The following is a 15,702-nucleotide window of genomic DNA, read 5'->3' as shown; positions in this document are numbered from 1 at the left end:
GGGCACGTTCCGGCCTTTGGCTATCGTCGGCATTGTACTTGCCGCCCGGCCAGCCGGTAATGGTATGCTGTATTTTGTTAAAAATGTCGATATTAATGTTGTACACCGGCCCTTTTTCTGTTGCCAGTTGCGACATGCCGTTGTTATTGTAGTCGCTTTCGGTTAGTTTCAGTATCGGTTTGATCTTTGAACATGAAAACTGCAAGTCGATCAAGATCTATTGTTATGAAAGTAAGGAAGACAAGAATAACTATACCGAATTAACTGAGGATATTTCGAGACACTTCAGGAACAAGAGCATGATGCGCAAGAAGATTGTCCCATTCGACAAGTCGGAACCAATGCCACAATGCTACCCTGCAACATCTGCTTGATCGCGACCAGCTTTTAAATATTTGGCCCACCTCTTGGAGAGTTCGCCGCCTTTACCGCTCAGCCGGTCGCTATCGGGTATTGGTACTGCCGCGATACGCTCATCGGCTTTAGGCCGTTCGCCCGGCTTGCCGTAGTTCATATCATAATCTCTACCATCCGGATAAGCGCCGACCACACCGACAGCGTCCTCTTCATTCAGGTTCTTATGTGCGACGCCCGCGGGTATGACCAAGACGTCGCCTTTTTCGAGCAAGAGTTTGGGGCCGCTGTAGCCGCCTAACTGGACAGTCGTCTGGCCGGAATAGATGCCAAGCACTTCATGCGTAATGCTGTGGTAATGGTGATAAGTAAAGATGCCCGCATCCCAGCTGTTCGACCAGCCATTCTTTTTGAACAGCTGGGTCACGTGCGTAGCGGGGAACAATAAAGGTACATCCAGCGCTCCTTTATACAGCAGCACGGGTAAGAAATTGCCTGGAAATATCCCATCATCCCGGATCAGGATTTCTTGTGCCGCCATCCGTCCATTGGTTTATATCATTACGCCCGTAGGCCTAAAATTGTTTTAACCATCTGACTGTACACAGCCGTTGGTCCTCCGCTCTTTACAGCAGATCCATATCCCGCGCCACGTAATAGCTGGGCACCAGCGGCCGGAAGCCGGTCAGGCGGCGCAACTTGGAACTGTCCAACACGCCTTCGAACGGATCGTTCAATAGGCCGGGTTCAGCCTCGAAGGTCTCCGCTGCTTTTCCGACGGAATCAGCCAATTCGTATAAGCTGATCGGTGCGTCATCGGCGATATTGAAGATCTCGCCATTCAGTCCCTCCTGCAGTAGCAGGATCAGTAACCCCTGGGCGACATCCAGATGGTGAACCATATGCATGCGATACCCCGGATGGCGTTTCCATTGTTTGAGGCCTGGCATGATCTCTTCGATATGGGGATCCCGATCGCCGTAGACAAAGCCTAAGCGTAATATCCTGACGTCCGGGTGCAGTCGTAGCAGTTCCTGTTCGGCGGCGATCTTGCTGGCTGCATAGGCACGCGGATCTTTAATGTCGACATGATCGGTTTCTTTCGCCTGATGGCCGTAGCCCGCGTGGTAAACATTACTGGTGCTGGTAAAGAGGAACCGCTTCACGCCGGCAGCCAGCGCAGCCTGAGCTAAAGCAATAGTACCGGAATGATTTGTTCTGATAATACCCTCGTTATCGGTGAAGGTCCGGAATAAAGCCGCGAGGTGGATCACGGCATCCATACCCGCTACCGCCGAGGGCAACGTTTCCGGTTCAAAAAGATCGCCGACAACAACCCGGGTGCCCGGAAGCGCCTTCGCCGCATCGCGTACTAAAATGGAGACCTCATAGCCTTTGGCTAAGAGGCGCGGCACCAACCGGCTGCCGACTTTTCCTGTTGCTCCTGTTACTAATATTTTCATAGTACAAAATTGCAGGTAACAGGGCCTGCACATAATCAATAATCAAACCAAAAACTATGAATTTCAAACCTTGCGGAAGGTATTGGGCGTGATGCCAGTCAGGCGCTTGAAATAATTATTGAAATAGGACGGGTATTCGAAGCCCAGCGCATAGGCGATGTCGGCCACGTTCCAGTCGGTATACTGCAAAAGCGCTTTGGCTTCCGCAGCGATACGCGCGGCAATGTGGCCCGAGGTAGGTTTTCCGGTGACTTGTTTTACCGCCCTGTTCAGATAATTGACGTGCAGGGACAGCCTTTCTGCAAATTCCTGGGGGTTGCGCAGTCGTAGCGGCTCATTCGGCCGCTCGATCGGGAACTGTCTTTCCAGCAGGTCCAGGAACAAATGCGTCACCCGGCCTGCACCGTTTTGAAATGCCGCGGCCTGTTTCGGCGGCTGGATACGCAAGGCTTCATGAAGGACCAGTGAGATACAATTTCGGATCAGGTCGCTTTTATAAGGGTAATCTTCCTGGTAAACCGCAAGCATTTGTCGGAAAATAGTGTCCATTAAAGCCGCTTGCACGCTATCCAGCGGGATCACCGGGCTGTCACCCGCGCGGAACAGCGGCGACTCGTGTAGTTCGCGGCTGTTCATAAATGTTTCGGTGAACAGGCAGGCATAACCGCTGGTCCGGTTCACGCGGCTTACCACCGAATGCGGCACTTTCGGGTTCACAAAGAAGAGCACCGTGCCCTTAAGCTCCAGCAGTTCCCCGCCATATTGCACGGTCATGTCACCATTGACCAGGCCCATTTTATAAAAGTCCCGGCGACCCCGGCGCAGCGGGAGTTCCTGAGAAGCCTGCAGGGCATGCACCCGGAAGCCTTTCAGCCGCAGGTCTTCCATATTTACGCCGGGAATTTCATCTGTCATTTGGCAAAGTTAAAAAAATCAAACCTGTTATGTGGAGTGGCAACGGGAAGATTTATTACATCACGGTTTTGGCTAAACCAAAGATGGATTTGGCTAAATATTTTCATGTATCACCACGGTCCTTTGTATCCATAAAAAGCAACCAACATGAAAGTATTTGTTACCGGAGCCTCGGGCTTCGTAGGTACTGCCGTTGTGCAGGAATTATTAAGGGCTGGGCACCAGGTGCTGGGCCTGGCACGTTCGGAGGCATCCGCAGCAAAGTTAAAAGCGGCGGGAGCCGAAGTGCATCATGGTGACCTGGAAGACCTGGATAGCCTGAGGACAGGCGCAGCCGAAAGCGACGGCGTGATCCATTGCGGTTTTATCCACGATTTTACCCGCTTTGCGGAAGTTTGCTTAGTTGATGAGTGGGCTATTCAAACAATGGCTGATGTTTTGACCGGGTCTGATCGTCCATTAATCGTCACTTCAGGCACCGCCTTGGTTAATCCCGGAGGCGTAGCCACCGAAGCGATGCCTTCACCGTTTAATCCGGCCTGGCCCCGTGCTTCTGAAAGAGCTGCAGAGGCAGCTGTAACTGCGGGCGTGCGTGCCGCTATTTTGCGTTTGCCACCATCTGTACATGGTGAAGGGGATCAGCATGGATTCATCCCTATCCTGGTCAATACCGCACGCGAGAAAGGTTTTTCGGCTTACATCGGGGATGGCGGGAACCGCTGGAATGCCGGTCACCGTTTAGACGCTGCCTTATTGTATCGCTTGGCTTTGGAGCAGGCGGCACCGGGCGCCAGATTCCATGCTAATACCGAGGAAGGTGTTACGGTTAAAAGTATTGCGGAAGCCATCGGTGTCCAATTGAACCTGCCGGTAAAATCCATTACCTCCGAAGAAGCAGCGGAACATTTTGGCTGGTTTGCCCATATGGCAGCGATCGACTGCCCGACTTCGAGCAAATGGACGCAGGAACAGCTGGACTGGCATCCAGCCCATCCCTTTCTGTTAGCTGATATCGAAAACGGTGTGTATACCGGATAAAAATAACTATCTTGGATCATGGGCAGTTCTCCGCTTTTTCGTTTCAATAGCATCGGCGATTATCACCGCGCCGCCGGGCTGCCCAAACCGGCGCACCCGCTGATCAGCGTGGTGCGTATGGATGACATTCGCCTGCCTATCGCCGAAGCCCCCTACAGTCTGGTCGGCGATTTTTACTGGATCTCGATGAAAAAAATGCCGCCTATCAAATACCGCTACGGCCAGCAAACAAGTGATTTTGATGAAGGGGTATTGTTCTTTATGTCGCCCGGGCAACTGTTTGGCATCGAAAGCACGGAACATGCGGCCGACTTTAAAAAACCGGAAGGCTGGATGATCCTGGTACACCCTGACTTGCTGTGGAGCACGCCGCTCGCCAAAAACATCAAGCAGTACGATTTTTTTGGCTATGCAGTGAACGAGGCGCTGCACCTTTCCGAAAAGGAAGAAGCTATGCTTACCGCTATCGTAGGCCAGATCGAGCAGGAATACCACACGCCTATTGACCGTTTCAGCCAAAACGTTATCATTGCGCAACTGGAGTTACTGCTGACCTATTCCGAACGGTTTTACCAGCGGCAGTTCATCACTCGTAAAAAGTCCAGCCATGAATTGCTGACCCGCCTTGAAGATTATCTGGACAGTTACTTTAACAGCGGTAAACTGGCCCAACAAGGCCTGCCCGGCGTAACCCAGATTGCACAAGCACTAAATATTTCTGCCGGCTATCTCAGCAGTCTTCTCAAAACATTGACGGGCCAAAATATGCAGCAGCACCTTCATCATAAGCTGATCGAACTGGCGAAGGAAAAGCTTTCAACCACCAACCTCACTGTGAGCGAGATCGCCTATGAGCTTGGCTTTGAGCACCTGCAGTCCTTCAGCAAATTATTCAAGACGAAAACGAATCTGTCGCCGCTGGAATTCAGGCATTCGTTCAACTGAAGCCGTTTGTTATCTCAATGGCTATACTGTAAGTGATGAGGCTAAGCTAAAAATATTTTAAAATCTGTAAGAATCTGAACGTTCCTGCAACTTATGGTGTAAAACAACAACATCATGACCAAAATCATCTATGCCTTTTTGCTGCTCTGCTTGTTTTCCTGCGGGGAGCAGTCATCGCCCGACGGCCGTTCGCGCTCTAGAGACGCCGTTATACAACGACAGCTTGACAGTCTCAAATTGCAGACCAGAGCTTTGCAGGACAGCATTACCCGGATCAGCAGGCAGCTTAACGCGGCAAAATAATGAAACTATTCATCAGAAAAGCCATTTTCATGGTGCCTTTATGTCTTTCGTTTACCTTTGTACGGGCGCAGACAGAAAGTGGGCAGAACAAAGCGGCCTTCCTGAAATTCATGACCTATTACAACGCCGGCCAGCCGGATAGCGTTTTTGCGCTATTTTCGGCCGAGGCGAAAGTTAAACTGCCGCTGGATAAAACGACCGCGTTTTTAGCGCAGTTAAAAGCCAGGTACGGGACCATGCAGGATTACGAATATACAGGGAGCCGATCCGAGTTTTCCAGCTACAAGACCGTGTTTCAAAATGGTGTAGTGCTGCTTCAGTTGTCGGCCAATGCGCAGCAGGAGATCACCGGGCTGTATGCCCAGCCTTACCAGGCCAATGATGTCAAAAACGTAAACCGCACAGCCATGCAGCTACCCTTCGAGGGGACCTGGACAATATTTTGGGGAGGAAATACCAAGGAACAGAACCAGCACGTCGGTGTCAGATTCCAAAAGAATGCTTTTGACATCGTGATCACCGACGAGCATCATCAGTCGTTCCGAACGGACGGGAAAAGCAACCCCGATTATTATGCCTTCGGCCGGGAGATCCTTTCACCGTGCCATGGTGTAGTCGTGTCCGCCGTCGATGGCGTCAGGGACAATGTTCCGGGCACCGTGAACACGCTGTATATACCCGGAAACACGATCATTATCAGAACAGATCACAACGAATATGTATTTATGGCGCATTTCAAGCAACATTCCATCCGGGTAAAAGAGGGAGACGTCGTCAAACCGGGACAACTGCTGGGGCTATGCGGCAACTCGGGCAATTCTTCAGAGCCCCATTTACATATTCACCTGCAAGACCTGGAAGACGCATTGGAAGCTACAGGTATCGAATGTCATTTCGCCAGGATTACCGTTGACGGCGTACGGAAGAGGAATTATTCACCGGTAAAAGGAGAACGGGTCAGTAATTAATGAAGATGCCTGTAACGAGGGAAAAGGAATTTATAGGGTTGATTGAATCATCCAAAGCGCTAATCCATAAGATCTGTCGGATGTACCGTGACAAGCCCGAAGACCGGGAAGACCTTTTCCAGGAAATTGTGTTTCAGCTTTGGAAAGCCTACCCGGATTTTAAGGGAATGGCCAAAGAAAGTACCTGGCTTTACCGCGTGGCATTGAATACTGCTATGGCAACCTTCCGCAAGAAAATGCCCGACATCACCTATTCAGATTCGCTTCCGGACATACCGGATGAGCACCGCGGCCAAGAAGAAGCCGACAGGGAGGCCCGGCTCTTCGCAATACTCCAAAGACTGGACGAAGCAGAAAAGGCCCTGGCGGCGCTCTACCTCGAAGACCTCAGTTACCGGCAGATCGCTGAGATCATGGGCATCAGCGAAAACTATGTAGGGGTAAAGATCAACCGGTTAAAAACTAAAATTCAACATGAACTTACCAAGCAAAATGGAATTTGACGAACTCAAGGCAACCTGGAACAAAACCGCCACCGCCCCTATGACTGGGGCGGAGATCAGCGATATGCTAAAGGAGAACCGCCACCCGGTGCTCAATGGCATTCGAATACAGCTCTCCCTGGAAGTGAGCGGTTTTCTCGCTTTCCTGATCTGCTACTACTCCCTGTTTGACGGCGCGGACAAACCGTTCCTGGTCAATGCGCTATTGATCGCTGTGATAGCTGCTGCGCTAGCTTACGGTATTTACGGTTATTTGCTGAACAGGAATTTGATTCGCGGGCAAAACATCGCCGCTTCGCTGGAAACTTATATTGACAAGCTGAGCCACTATGCGATAGGCACACTGCTTACCAGACTGCTATTTGTTGCCGGACTGGCGGTGTTCTTCAGTTACGGTATCCACTTTACACTTTACAAATCTCTCTGCGCTACAGTGATCGTCCTGGTGTTCGCCGTTCAGCTGTTGTTACTTTACCGCATCTGGCAGCAACGCATCAGACGGTTGCGTCAGACGCTGGCGGAAATTACGGGACCTAACTAAACCGGCAATATTCCTGATCAGCGACCAACGACCCTGATTAGAAGATCCATGCACATATCGTAGCTTTATGAAGCAAACCTTTCGATGCCCACTATACCGCAACTATTTGCCCTTAAAAATAAATATGGCTCAATAAACAATAGCAATAGCCGTCAATTAAAAATGTTTAGTGAGTCCTATCGCCAAGCGGATAAGATTAGAAACTCTTTCCCTTATCAGGGTTTAGACAACAGAATGCGCGTACAATTTCAGCCGAAAAGGACGCCGTATAATGCTTATTTTTGAAGCAATGACATTATACGAATTTGAAGCGCTTAACCAGGAAGAAAAAGCTGAGGCGGTCTGGCGCGGTACGTTCCTGGCCGACCGGATAGCAGATGGATGCCGTATTCAGCTGTATTCACTGTCCGGCTGTTATGTGGAAGTATTTTACGACCCGCAGTCCAACAAGATCACCGACTTCAGGGCATTTACCGGCAACCAGTTCCTCGTGCCCTATCTCGCCCAGCTCAACCCGATCAAACAAAACTGACGTGACCTTTGGGTCGTCATTAAGTACAACCGAACAGTGATTATTGCGATCAGGCCCGGCAGGACTTACGATCATCTCTACTTACCCATCCATACCTTAAAGTCGCTCACCTTTTCACGACTCACGAGGGCCTCCTTATCAAAACCCGGTTTTAATCGCAAAGCCAGCCGGTTACCAAAATAAGGTTCCATTTGTTCCACGCTGCCGATAGCCACGATCAGCGCACGGCCCGGACGAAAGAAATATTTCGGATCGATCATTTCTTCGATCTCATCCATCGTATAGTCGACCAGGTAACGCTGACCGTCAAACGTGCGGAAAAAACTCACGCGGTCCTCTGAGTAGAAATAAGCGATGTGCTCCATCTCAATTGACAACAGCTTTTGCAGGTGCCTCACCAGGAAGCGTTTCCGGTATTCTTTCAGACCCGCCTGCTGCTGTAGCTGATTGACCAGTTTCTCGATCTTAAGCGTTTGCTCATCTGTTTTTATCGAATTGCTGCGCAATGCCTGCAGTTTCTGCAGCGCTGCCTTCAGTTCATTTTGCTGAATTGGTTTGAGCAAGTAATCAATACTGTTGACCTTGAAGGCCCGCAGTGCATATTCGTCATACGAAGTCGTAAAGATCACGGGAGAAGTTACCTCCACTTGTTCAAATATAGCGAAGCTTTGTCCGTCGGCGAGTTCAATATCCATCAGGATCAGATCCGGCGCTTCATGCTCCAGCAGCCATTTGACCGATGAGGCGATGCTTTCCGCAACGCCGATCACTTCGGCATCAGGCTCAGCTTTGTTCAGCGTTTGGGTTAGCTTGGCTACCGCCAGTTGCTCATCTTCTATGATCAGCACTTTCATATCAAGACGTTTTAATTAAGGGTAAGGCAACACGGAAACTCGCTTCCGTCTGTTCGATCTGCACCGCAGGCTGATTAAGCAGTTGGTATTTGCTGATAATATTCTGTAACCCGATCTTATTCGATATTATACGCGATTGTTTTTTCTGGATGTTATTGTAAACTACCAGCCGGTTATCATGATCAACGCTGATGTCGATGCGCAGCGGGCTCTGCTTCAAAATGGCATTGTGCTTGACCGCATTCTCGATCAGCATCTGCAACGTCAGCGGTGGTATCAGGTCCTCCAGGTTTTCTTTAGGGACATCGACCTGCATCTCAATACCATTCTCATAACGTGTTTTCAGCATGTGAAAGAACGAGGCGGCAAACTCCAGTTCGCTGGCGAGCGGTATCAGTTCACTATCGTTGGCGCGCAGCAGGTAACGGTACACTTTGCTCATTTCGTCTAAAAACTCGGTAGCTTTTTCCGGGTCGCTGCTGATCAGCGAAGACAGGGAATTCAGGCTGTTAAACAAAAAATGCGGATTCACCTGGTTCTTCAAGCTGTCCAATTGGCTTTGTAGGTTCATTTTCTTTAACTTTTCTGTCTCGATCAGCGATGCTTTCCACTTTTCAAAGAACATCGTCCCCTCATGAAAACAGGTGGCTACTATATTAAGGATCAATCCGGCAAAAAACACCGGCTTGTAGTTGGCCCAGTTCAAAGGTTCATGCAATATCCCAAGCAAATTGAATACTGCGAAGGTGAAGAAACCGATACTGACCTGCGTGAGGATCACATATACCGGCAACTGGATGATGATCCTGTAGAGGATGCGCGTATGGTTCGGGATCTTCTCAATAATGATATTAGCGGCAATGATATGCAATACCCAGGCCAATACGCCCAGTACTAAGGCGATCAGGGTCACTTTCCCGAATAGCGGCCATTCAAAATAAGGCTCACCTACTAAAAGGTAGCAGACCACGATCATAAATGGCAGCACGGTAACGAACAGTACCAGGTAATCGTGCTTGTTGAATTTAATGTATTTCATTTAATGGCTTGAAGATAAGGCTTTGTTGCCCGCATCACAAAAACCGGTTTACTGAATTGTCGAATTTGACGACTGAATTGTATCAGGCAATAACCAGACACTGAATACAGCCGAAAAGAAAGAAAGATGCAGTTCAGACAGCGCATGACGCAGTTCAGTTCAAAGCACATTGCCAGCACGGCTGTCTGACCACAACTTTGCAGCATCAAATCAAAACAACACAGACATGAACCCACCAAGATTTAACGTATTCAACCAGATCCACAAAGCCATGCGCGCTTTGCTTTTCGATACGGTGATGCAGTGGCAGCAAACCGATATGACGACTCCCGAAGCTGCCGCCCCGGTAGCAGGCCAGGTCAACCTGCTGCTAGACATTTTTGATGCCCACGCGCATTTCGAAGACAATTTCATTATGCATCCGGCCGCGCATCACGCCCCGGAACTAATGGCTGACTTCGAGGCCGAACATGAGACCGACCTGCAACTGACGAATGAACTGCGCAGCAAACTCGGTTTTTACCACGAGGCTACTGACAAGTTAGCGGCGGCCAACGAGGTGTATTACGCGCTGAACGACTTCGCTGCTTTTAACCTGCGCCACATGAATAAGGAAGAACAACTGCTTAACCGTGTATTGTGGCAACATTACACTGATGCAGATATCCTTGGCATGGAGCGCGAGATCCAGCAACGCATCAGCCCGGATAAAATGCCGGTCTACTTCGAATGGATGATCAAGGGCGTCAACGATACCGAAATGCTGTTGTGGCTTAATGCAGTGAAATACGAAGCGCCGGACTTTGTACTGGCAGCCTTACTCGGTGCCTGCGCACAATACTTGCCCGCTGAACGCTGGGCCAATTTAGAGCATCAACTCAGCGAGGGCGTGGCTATTGCTTAATGTATAAACAGATAAAATAATACCGATCACAAATATGAAAACACAGATCATCAATCCCTGGACCTGGCAGGAACAATTAAGCTTCAACCAGGCTATCATCGTAGAAAATACCGGCAAAACCATTTTGCTCCGGGCAGGCAGCTATCAATGCCGCGGGCCAACCGCTGGACGGTACCATGGAACAACAATTGGAACTTTGCCTGTCCAACCTGCAGGAAGTCCTGGCCCACGCTGGTGCAAAACCTGCAAACATCGTCAGACTGAATCTGTACACCAACTCCATCCCTGATTTCTTCCAGGCCTACGGTACACTCGTTGCCTGGATCAGACAACACGAAGTACACATCAGCAGCACGCTGCTGGAAGTAAGCGCCTTCGCCTTCCCGCAGCTCAAAGTAGAGCTCGAAGCCACAGCAGTCGTTCACTAAAATTAATCATTAATCCGCCTCAAAACCTTACCCGTCCCAGACGGGAGGGCCTGGCCTTTATCAAATTTAACCATACAAAACATGAAGAAGTTATTCCTACTAGCCGCAACCGGCCTTTTATTCGCAGCCTGCCAGAAAAACGAGCAGCAGCCGCAAACCTATACCGTTAACGAAGCCAGCTCCAGGATTGAATGGAAAGGCTCGGCACCCGATCACTTTCACGTGGGGTCCTTTGATGTGAACGGCTCATTTTCCACCGGGTCAGACGGCCTGATCAATGCAGGAAGCTTCACTATTCCTATCGCATCGATCAAAGATTTTGACCTGCCGGATAACGTAAAGCCGGTTTTGTTGGCTGATCTCAAAGACAATTTCTTCAAAGTAGCGACACACCCCAATGCCAGCTTTAAGATCACTTCGGTGAAAGCGGTAGCCGCTTCAAAAGACAGCTGCCTGCTGACCGGCGACTTTACCATGCTTGGCCAAACGCACCCGATAAGTTTCCCGGCCAGCATCAAAGCAATCGGGGATAGTATCAAAACCGAGGCGAAGTTCAACCTGAACCGCCTGACCTGGGGCATGAACAACTACAGTGACGCCAGCCAGAAGCTGTACATTCTACCCGAGATTAACCTGAGTTTACACATTCGGGCAGCCAGAAAAAAATAAGAGCATAAGCGAAGGGCAGCTGATCCAGAGACCAGCTGCCTTTTGTCACAAAGCGCAGGAGTCACCATTTCTCATATAAAGCGGATTTCCAAGCGCGGTGAAGCTTCACAGTGGGCGCGGGCAACTTTTCGTTTTCCTATCGGCGCAACAGTATATTTGCGATTAACTTTCTACGATGCCACAATGAAGCTCCACTATATCGATCCTATTTCCGCCGGCGAACTCCACTTAACCTTACATGAACCTGGTTTCGACCGGTTATTTTTTCAGCGGGATCGCAAAGACAAGTTTCTGACAATTGCTTGGAATGACGGGCCGGCTCAGGTGGTAACCATTGATGGCATTCAGCACAACTTTCCTGCTCAAACCATCCTGCCGTTAATGGTGAATCAAACTTTCACTTTTGAAAAGCCTGAACAAATTATCGCCTGGCAATATAACCGGAACTTTTACTGCATCGTGGATCATGATAAAGAGGTGAGCTGTGTGGGTTTTTTATTTTACGGCTCGGCAGAGACCATGTTTATCACTTTGGATGAGCAGCAACAAAAAAAGTTCAACCTGCTCTTACAGGTATTTATAGACGAGTTTGAAGACAAGGACGCCATACAGCGTGACATGCTGCAAATGATGTTGAAGCGGCTGATCATTATTGTGACCCGTTTGGGTAAAAAACAGTATCTGAAGGAACAGACGCTTACAGAAGATAAGCTGGATGTGCTGCGCAAGTTCAACCTGATGGTTGAAAATAATTACCGGAAAGAGCACACGGTACAGTTTTATGCAGATCAACTCAATAAATCGCCTAAAACACTGGCTAACTACTTCGCTTTGTACAACCATAAATCCCCGCTTACAGTAATACAGGACAGGATCATACTAGAGGCTAAACGCCTGCTGATGTATACAGACAAATCGGCCAAGGAAATTGCCTATGACCTGGGCTATGACGATGCCTCCTACTTCAGTAATTTTTTTAAGAAACAAACCGGCTACGCCCCGTCCGATTTCCGAAATGCTAAATCGGCATTGTTGTCTCCGGGGCAGTAGTGCTGTCCGGGCGTGAATGATCGTCAATCGACCGATCTTAAATAGGTCTCCTTCATCCAGGGAGACCTTTCTTTTTTTACCTACCCCGTGCTATAGGCAAATATTACATGTCGTCGGGAATTCTCTCTATTCGCTGGCCCCCGGCTTAGCTGCACCTTTGTAATGTCAAAAGACGATAACAAAAAATTAAATAAATCAGATCATGAAAAATTTCCCTATCCCAACCAAAGAACAAGTTTCTTCAGCTAATCAAACCATTTTCGATAACCTGAACGGTATGGTAGGTTTCGTACCTAACCTGTACGCTATCTTCGCTCACTCAGATACCGCTTTAAGCGATTACCTGGCTTTGCAAAATAGAAAGTCATCTATTCGCGCTAAAGAACGTGAAGTGATCAACTTAGTGGTTAGCCAGGTGAACAATTGTTCTTACTGCTTAAGCGCACATACCCAGTTTGCCAAAATGAACGGTTTTACTGATGAGCAGATCCTCGACATCCGTCGTGCAAACATCAGCTTTGATCCCAAGCTGGATGCTTTAGCTAAACTGGTAAAAAGCGCTGCCGAAAACCATGGCCACGCAAGTGCAGAAAGCCTAGACAATTTCTTCGCAGCAGGCTACACCGAAGCTAACCTGATCGACGTAGTGATCATCATCGGCGATAAGATTATCACCAACTATCTGCATGCTTTAACTGATATTCCCGTTGACTGGCCTTTGGCTCCAGAACTGGAACCTGCTACAGTTTAATAATACCCTGGGAGGTTGTTTTTACCTCCCTTTTTATTTTTCCATTGTAAAATCAATAATCATCATGTCTACGCAAACTACAAATACCCCAACATTAGCCACCGAACTGGCAGACTTTCAAACCTCGTGGAATGCAAAAGCGCCAGAGGGCTTGCAGGATAAATTTGAGAACGGAATAGAGGAAATCAAAGCATTGAACGACACGGCATTAAAGGTTGGTGATATTGCTCCCGACTTCGAGCTGAACAATGCGTTAAACCATCCGGTTAAACTTGCTGACCTGTTAAAAAACGGCCCGGTAGTATTAAGCTGGTACCGTGGCGGCTGGTGCCCTTATTGTAATATTCAACTGCGCTATCTGCAAAGCTATCTGCCCCAGTTTAAAGCCGCAGGCGCTACGCTGGTTGCCCTTTCGCCGGAGTTGCCTGATAAATCGTTAACTACAACGGAGAAGAACAACCTGGAGTTTGAAGTACTGACTGATTATGACAACGAGGTAGCCCGCCAGTTCCGTATTGTTTTTAAGCTAAACGAAGAATTGATCGACATCTACAATGACTTCCACAAGCTGGAAACCTATAATGGCGTATCTACAAACGAACTGCCCGTTCCGGCAACTTACGTAATCGGTGCCGACAGGGTGATCAAATATGCCTTTGTAGATACCGACTACCGCAAACGTGCCGAGCCTGCAGAAATTCTGGAAGTCCTTAAAAGTTTATGATCATGTGGAATTTAAGTCAAAAAAAGATCCTGATCACCGGTGGCACCAAAGGTATAGGCCGGGCGGCCGTGATAGAAACTTTGAAACTGGGTGCCGAAGTGCTGTTTACCGCCCGTAAAGCGGAGGAAGTAACATCTTATGAACAGGAGCTCCGCGAAGCGGGATTTGCTGCGACAGGTGTAACTGGGGACATTGCTGATGCGGAAAACCGCCACGAAGTGGTCAACTGGATTAGGGAACATTGGGGTGTATTGGATATACTGGTAAATAACGCCGGCATGAATATCCGTAAACCCACATTGGAATTTATAACCGAAGAGTACAAAAAAGTATTAGAGGTGAATCTCATTGCTCCATTTGAGCTTTCACGGAGCCTGCATCCTTTACTGGTTAAAGGCCACCACCCGGCCATTATTAACGTTGCTTCAATCGCTGGTTTTCTGGATGTGCAAACCGGTTCGCCCTATGCCATGTCGAAAGCGGGCTTAATACAGCAAACCAAAAATCTGGCAACAGAGTGGGCAAAAGACGGCATCAGGGTAAACGCCCTTTCGCCCTGGTTTACCGAAACGCCGCTTACAGAGGCTTTGCTCTTGAATGAAACAAAAGTGCAGGATGTGCTTAGCCGGACACCTTTAAAGCGTGTAGCCCGACCCGAAGAAATGGCAGCCATTATCGCTTTCCTGGCCATGGATGCTTCTTCTTATATCACCGGACAGAACATTATTGCCGATGGCGGGATGAGTGCAACAGCACTGTTTACTCGTAGCTAATAGTACAAACGGTTATAAATGCACTTTAGGGGAGTAAGACAAACATTTTTAAGTCAATTTAATTTACTTCATTATTATGGAAAATAAACAAACCGTATTAATTGTTGGTGCTTCCCGCGGGCTGGGATTAGCCCTGGTAGAAGAATATTGTAAACGTGGATTCGATGTTATTGCGACAGTTAGACAGCAAACCGCTGCGCTGCAGGGTTTACAGAAACAGTATCCGGATAGCCTGGAAGTACATGAACAGGTAGATATAGTCAACCTGGACAGCGTTCGTATTTTACATGACAGGCTTAAGGGCCGCAAGTTAGATGTGCTTTTCGTTAATGCCGGGATCAGCCGTGCAAATGAATTAACGCCCTTGCAGGTTGAAGAACAGGATTATATTGATATGATGCTGACCAATGCCTTAAGCCCGATGCGTGTGGTAGAGCTGTTTCATGAAAACGTTTTAACAAACGGGGTTATCGCGCTCATGTCATCCGAATTGGGCAGCATTACCAATGCCAGCGCCTTCTGGGAATTATATAGTTCAAGCAAAGCAGCGCTGAATATGCTGGCTAAATCATTTGCCGCGCGCCATTCCAATGATTCCAGGGCGATGCTGCTGATCGCCCCCGGATGGGTAAGGACCGATATGGGTACCCAGGATGCGATATTAGATGTGTCGGAAAGTATTCCCCTGGTAGTAGACGTGGTTACCCAACATGCTGGCAGGCCCGGCTTACGTTATGTAGACCGTTTTGGAAAAACCATCGCCTGGTAAATGTTTAAAAAAGCCATACATCGGTAAGATGTGTGGCTTTTTTAATAATGCGCGCCGATTATTGGCGATGAGAGGAGTCAGCAATAAGCAGCATCACGGGTGTTCCGATCAATTCGATGGCCTTCATGAGTTGGCTGTGCGACAGGCCGGCGTTATCGATTCACTGTACCGCAGGATCT

20 protein-coding genes and 1 pseudogene are annotated in these 15,702 nt (G+C 48.7%); 15 read left to right on the top strand and 6 right to left on the bottom strand.

The genetic code is table 11. The features are described from left to right. The 4 genes and pseudogenes from EOD41_RS04280 to EOD41_RS04265 all read right to left on the bottom strand — a co-directional run. Nucleotides 1-181, bottom strand: a pseudogene (locus EOD41_RS04280) (PIG-L family deacetylase); the annotation flags it as partial. A 171-nt stretch (nt 182-352) separates the two neighbouring features. Further along, complete coding sequence (locus EOD41_RS04275; RefSeq protein WP_127703522.1) at nt 353-895, bottom strand: cupin domain-containing protein; 543 nt, start codon at nt 893-895, stop codon at nt 353-355. Between the two features lie 85 nt (nt 896-980). Next, on the bottom strand, nt 981-1,817 hold the full coding sequence (locus EOD41_RS04270) for an NAD-dependent epimerase/dehydratase family protein (RefSeq protein WP_127703521.1): 837 nt from the start codon (nt 1,815-1,817) through the stop codon (nt 981-983). 63 nt (nt 1,818-1,880) lie between these two features. Continuing rightward, nucleotides 1,881-2,732 (bottom strand): helix-turn-helix domain-containing protein, encoded by an 852-nt coding sequence (locus tag EOD41_RS04265; RefSeq protein ID WP_127703520.1) that lies wholly within the window; start codon nt 2,730-2,732, stop codon nt 1,881-1,883. Nucleotides 2,733-2,879: 147 nt separating this feature from the next. Between EOD41_RS04265 and EOD41_RS04260 the strand changes: the two genes are divergently transcribed. From EOD41_RS04260 to EOD41_RS04230, 7 genes are all read left to right on the top strand, one after another. After that, nucleotides 2,880-3,770, top strand: a complete 891-nt coding sequence (locus EOD41_RS04260) for an SDR family oxidoreductase (RefSeq protein WP_127703519.1) — start codon at nt 2,880-2,882, stop codon at nt 3,768-3,770. A gap of 18 nt (nt 3,771-3,788) precedes the next feature. Further along, nucleotides 3,789-4,715 carry a helix-turn-helix domain-containing protein gene (locus tag EOD41_RS04255; RefSeq protein ID WP_127703518.1) on the top strand — a complete coding sequence of 309 codons (927 nt, stop codon included), beginning with the start codon at nt 3,789-3,791 and terminating at the stop codon, nt 4,713-4,715. A 114-nt stretch (nt 4,716-4,829) separates the two neighbouring features. Next, nucleotides 4,830-5,018 carry a hypothetical protein gene (locus EOD41_RS04250; RefSeq protein WP_127703517.1) on the top strand — a complete coding sequence of 63 codons (189 nt, stop codon included), beginning with the start codon at nt 4,830-4,832 and terminating at the stop codon, nt 5,016-5,018. Continuing rightward, nucleotides 5,018-5,986 (top strand): M23 family metallopeptidase, encoded by a 969-nt coding sequence (locus tag EOD41_RS04245; RefSeq protein ID WP_127703516.1) that lies wholly within the window; start codon nt 5,018-5,020, stop codon nt 5,984-5,986. Before EOD41_RS04250 ends, EOD41_RS04245 begins: the two co-directional genes overlap by 1 nt. Before the next feature lie 5 nt (nt 5,987-5,991). Next, nucleotides 5,992-6,489, top strand: a complete 498-nt coding sequence (locus EOD41_RS04240; RefSeq protein ID WP_127703515.1) for a sigma-70 family RNA polymerase sigma factor — start codon at nt 5,992-5,994, stop codon at nt 6,487-6,489. Next, complete coding sequence (locus EOD41_RS04235) at nt 6,479-7,030, top strand: hypothetical protein (RefSeq protein ID WP_127703514.1); 552 nt, start codon at nt 6,479-6,481, stop codon at nt 7,028-7,030. The genes EOD41_RS04240 and EOD41_RS04235 overlap by 11 nt, the downstream gene beginning before the upstream one ends. Before the next feature lie 289 nt (nt 7,031-7,319). Beyond that, on the top strand, nt 7,320-7,562 hold the full coding sequence (locus EOD41_RS04230; RefSeq protein ID WP_127703513.1) for a hypothetical protein: 243 nt from the start codon (nt 7,320-7,322) through the stop codon (nt 7,560-7,562). Between the two features lie 77 nt (nt 7,563-7,639). On the opposite strand, the gene EOD41_RS04225 is transcribed toward EOD41_RS04230, so the two are convergent. Both EOD41_RS04225 and EOD41_RS04220 read right to left on the bottom strand, forming a co-directional pair. Then, on the bottom strand, nt 7,640-8,416 hold the full coding sequence (locus EOD41_RS04225; protein WP_127703512.1) for a LytR/AlgR family response regulator transcription factor: 777 nt from the start codon (nt 8,414-8,416) through the stop codon (nt 7,640-7,642). A gap of 1 nt (nt 8,417) precedes the next feature. Next, on the bottom strand, nt 8,418-9,455 hold the full coding sequence (locus tag EOD41_RS04220) for a sensor histidine kinase (RefSeq protein WP_127703511.1): 1,038 nt from the start codon (nt 9,453-9,455) through the stop codon (nt 8,418-8,420). A 226-nt stretch (nt 9,456-9,681) separates the two neighbouring features. Between EOD41_RS04220 and EOD41_RS04215 the strand changes: the two genes are divergently transcribed. The 8 genes from EOD41_RS04215 (at nt 9,682) to EOD41_RS04180 (ending at nt 15,523) form a co-directional block, all read left to right on the top strand. Beyond that, complete coding sequence (locus EOD41_RS04215; protein ID WP_127703510.1) at nt 9,682-10,359, top strand: hemerythrin domain-containing protein; 678 nt, start codon at nt 9,682-9,684, stop codon at nt 10,357-10,359. Between the two features lie 107 nt (nt 10,360-10,466). Next, on the top strand, nt 10,467-10,787 hold the full coding sequence (locus tag EOD41_RS04210) for a RidA family protein (RefSeq protein ID WP_127703509.1): 321 nt from the start codon (nt 10,467-10,469) through the stop codon (nt 10,785-10,787). Between the two features lie 81 nt (nt 10,788-10,868). Further along, nucleotides 10,869-11,456 (top strand): YceI family protein, encoded by a 588-nt coding sequence (locus EOD41_RS04205; protein ID WP_127703508.1) that lies wholly within the window; start codon nt 10,869-10,871, stop codon nt 11,454-11,456. Nucleotides 11,457-11,639: 183 nt separating this feature from the next. Beyond that, nucleotides 11,640-12,506 carry a helix-turn-helix domain-containing protein gene (locus tag EOD41_RS04200; protein ID WP_127703507.1) on the top strand — a complete coding sequence of 289 codons (867 nt, stop codon included), beginning with the start codon at nt 11,640-11,642 and terminating at the stop codon, nt 12,504-12,506. A 202-nt stretch (nt 12,507-12,708) separates the two neighbouring features. Beyond that, entirely contained in the window at nt 12,709-13,257 is a 549-nt protein-coding gene (locus tag EOD41_RS04195) for a carboxymuconolactone decarboxylase family protein (protein WP_127703506.1), read from the top strand. A gap of 64 nt (nt 13,258-13,321) precedes the next feature. Next, nucleotides 13,322-13,981, top strand: coding sequence for a peroxiredoxin-like family protein (locus tag EOD41_RS04190; RefSeq protein WP_127703505.1), 660 nt, complete (start codon nt 13,322-13,324; stop codon nt 13,979-13,981). A 2-nt stretch (nt 13,982-13,983) separates the two neighbouring features. Further along, nucleotides 13,984-14,754, top strand: a complete 771-nt coding sequence (locus EOD41_RS04185; RefSeq protein WP_127703504.1) for an SDR family oxidoreductase — start codon at nt 13,984-13,986, stop codon at nt 14,752-14,754. A 76-nt stretch (nt 14,755-14,830) separates the two neighbouring features. After that, nucleotides 14,831-15,523: an SDR family NAD(P)-dependent oxidoreductase gene (locus tag EOD41_RS04180; RefSeq protein WP_127703503.1), complete on the top strand. Its 693-nt coding sequence runs from the start codon at nt 14,831-14,833 to the stop codon at nt 15,521-15,523. Nucleotides 15,524-15,702: the final 179 nt, after the last annotated feature.

Source organism: Mucilaginibacter limnophilus, from assembly GCF_004005815.1.
GTDB lineage: Bacteria > Bacteroidota > Bacteroidia > Sphingobacteriales > Sphingobacteriaceae > Mucilaginibacter > Mucilaginibacter limnophilus.
Note: the sequence above shows the minus strand (reverse complement) of the source record. Positions and strands in the feature narration are given on the sequence as shown.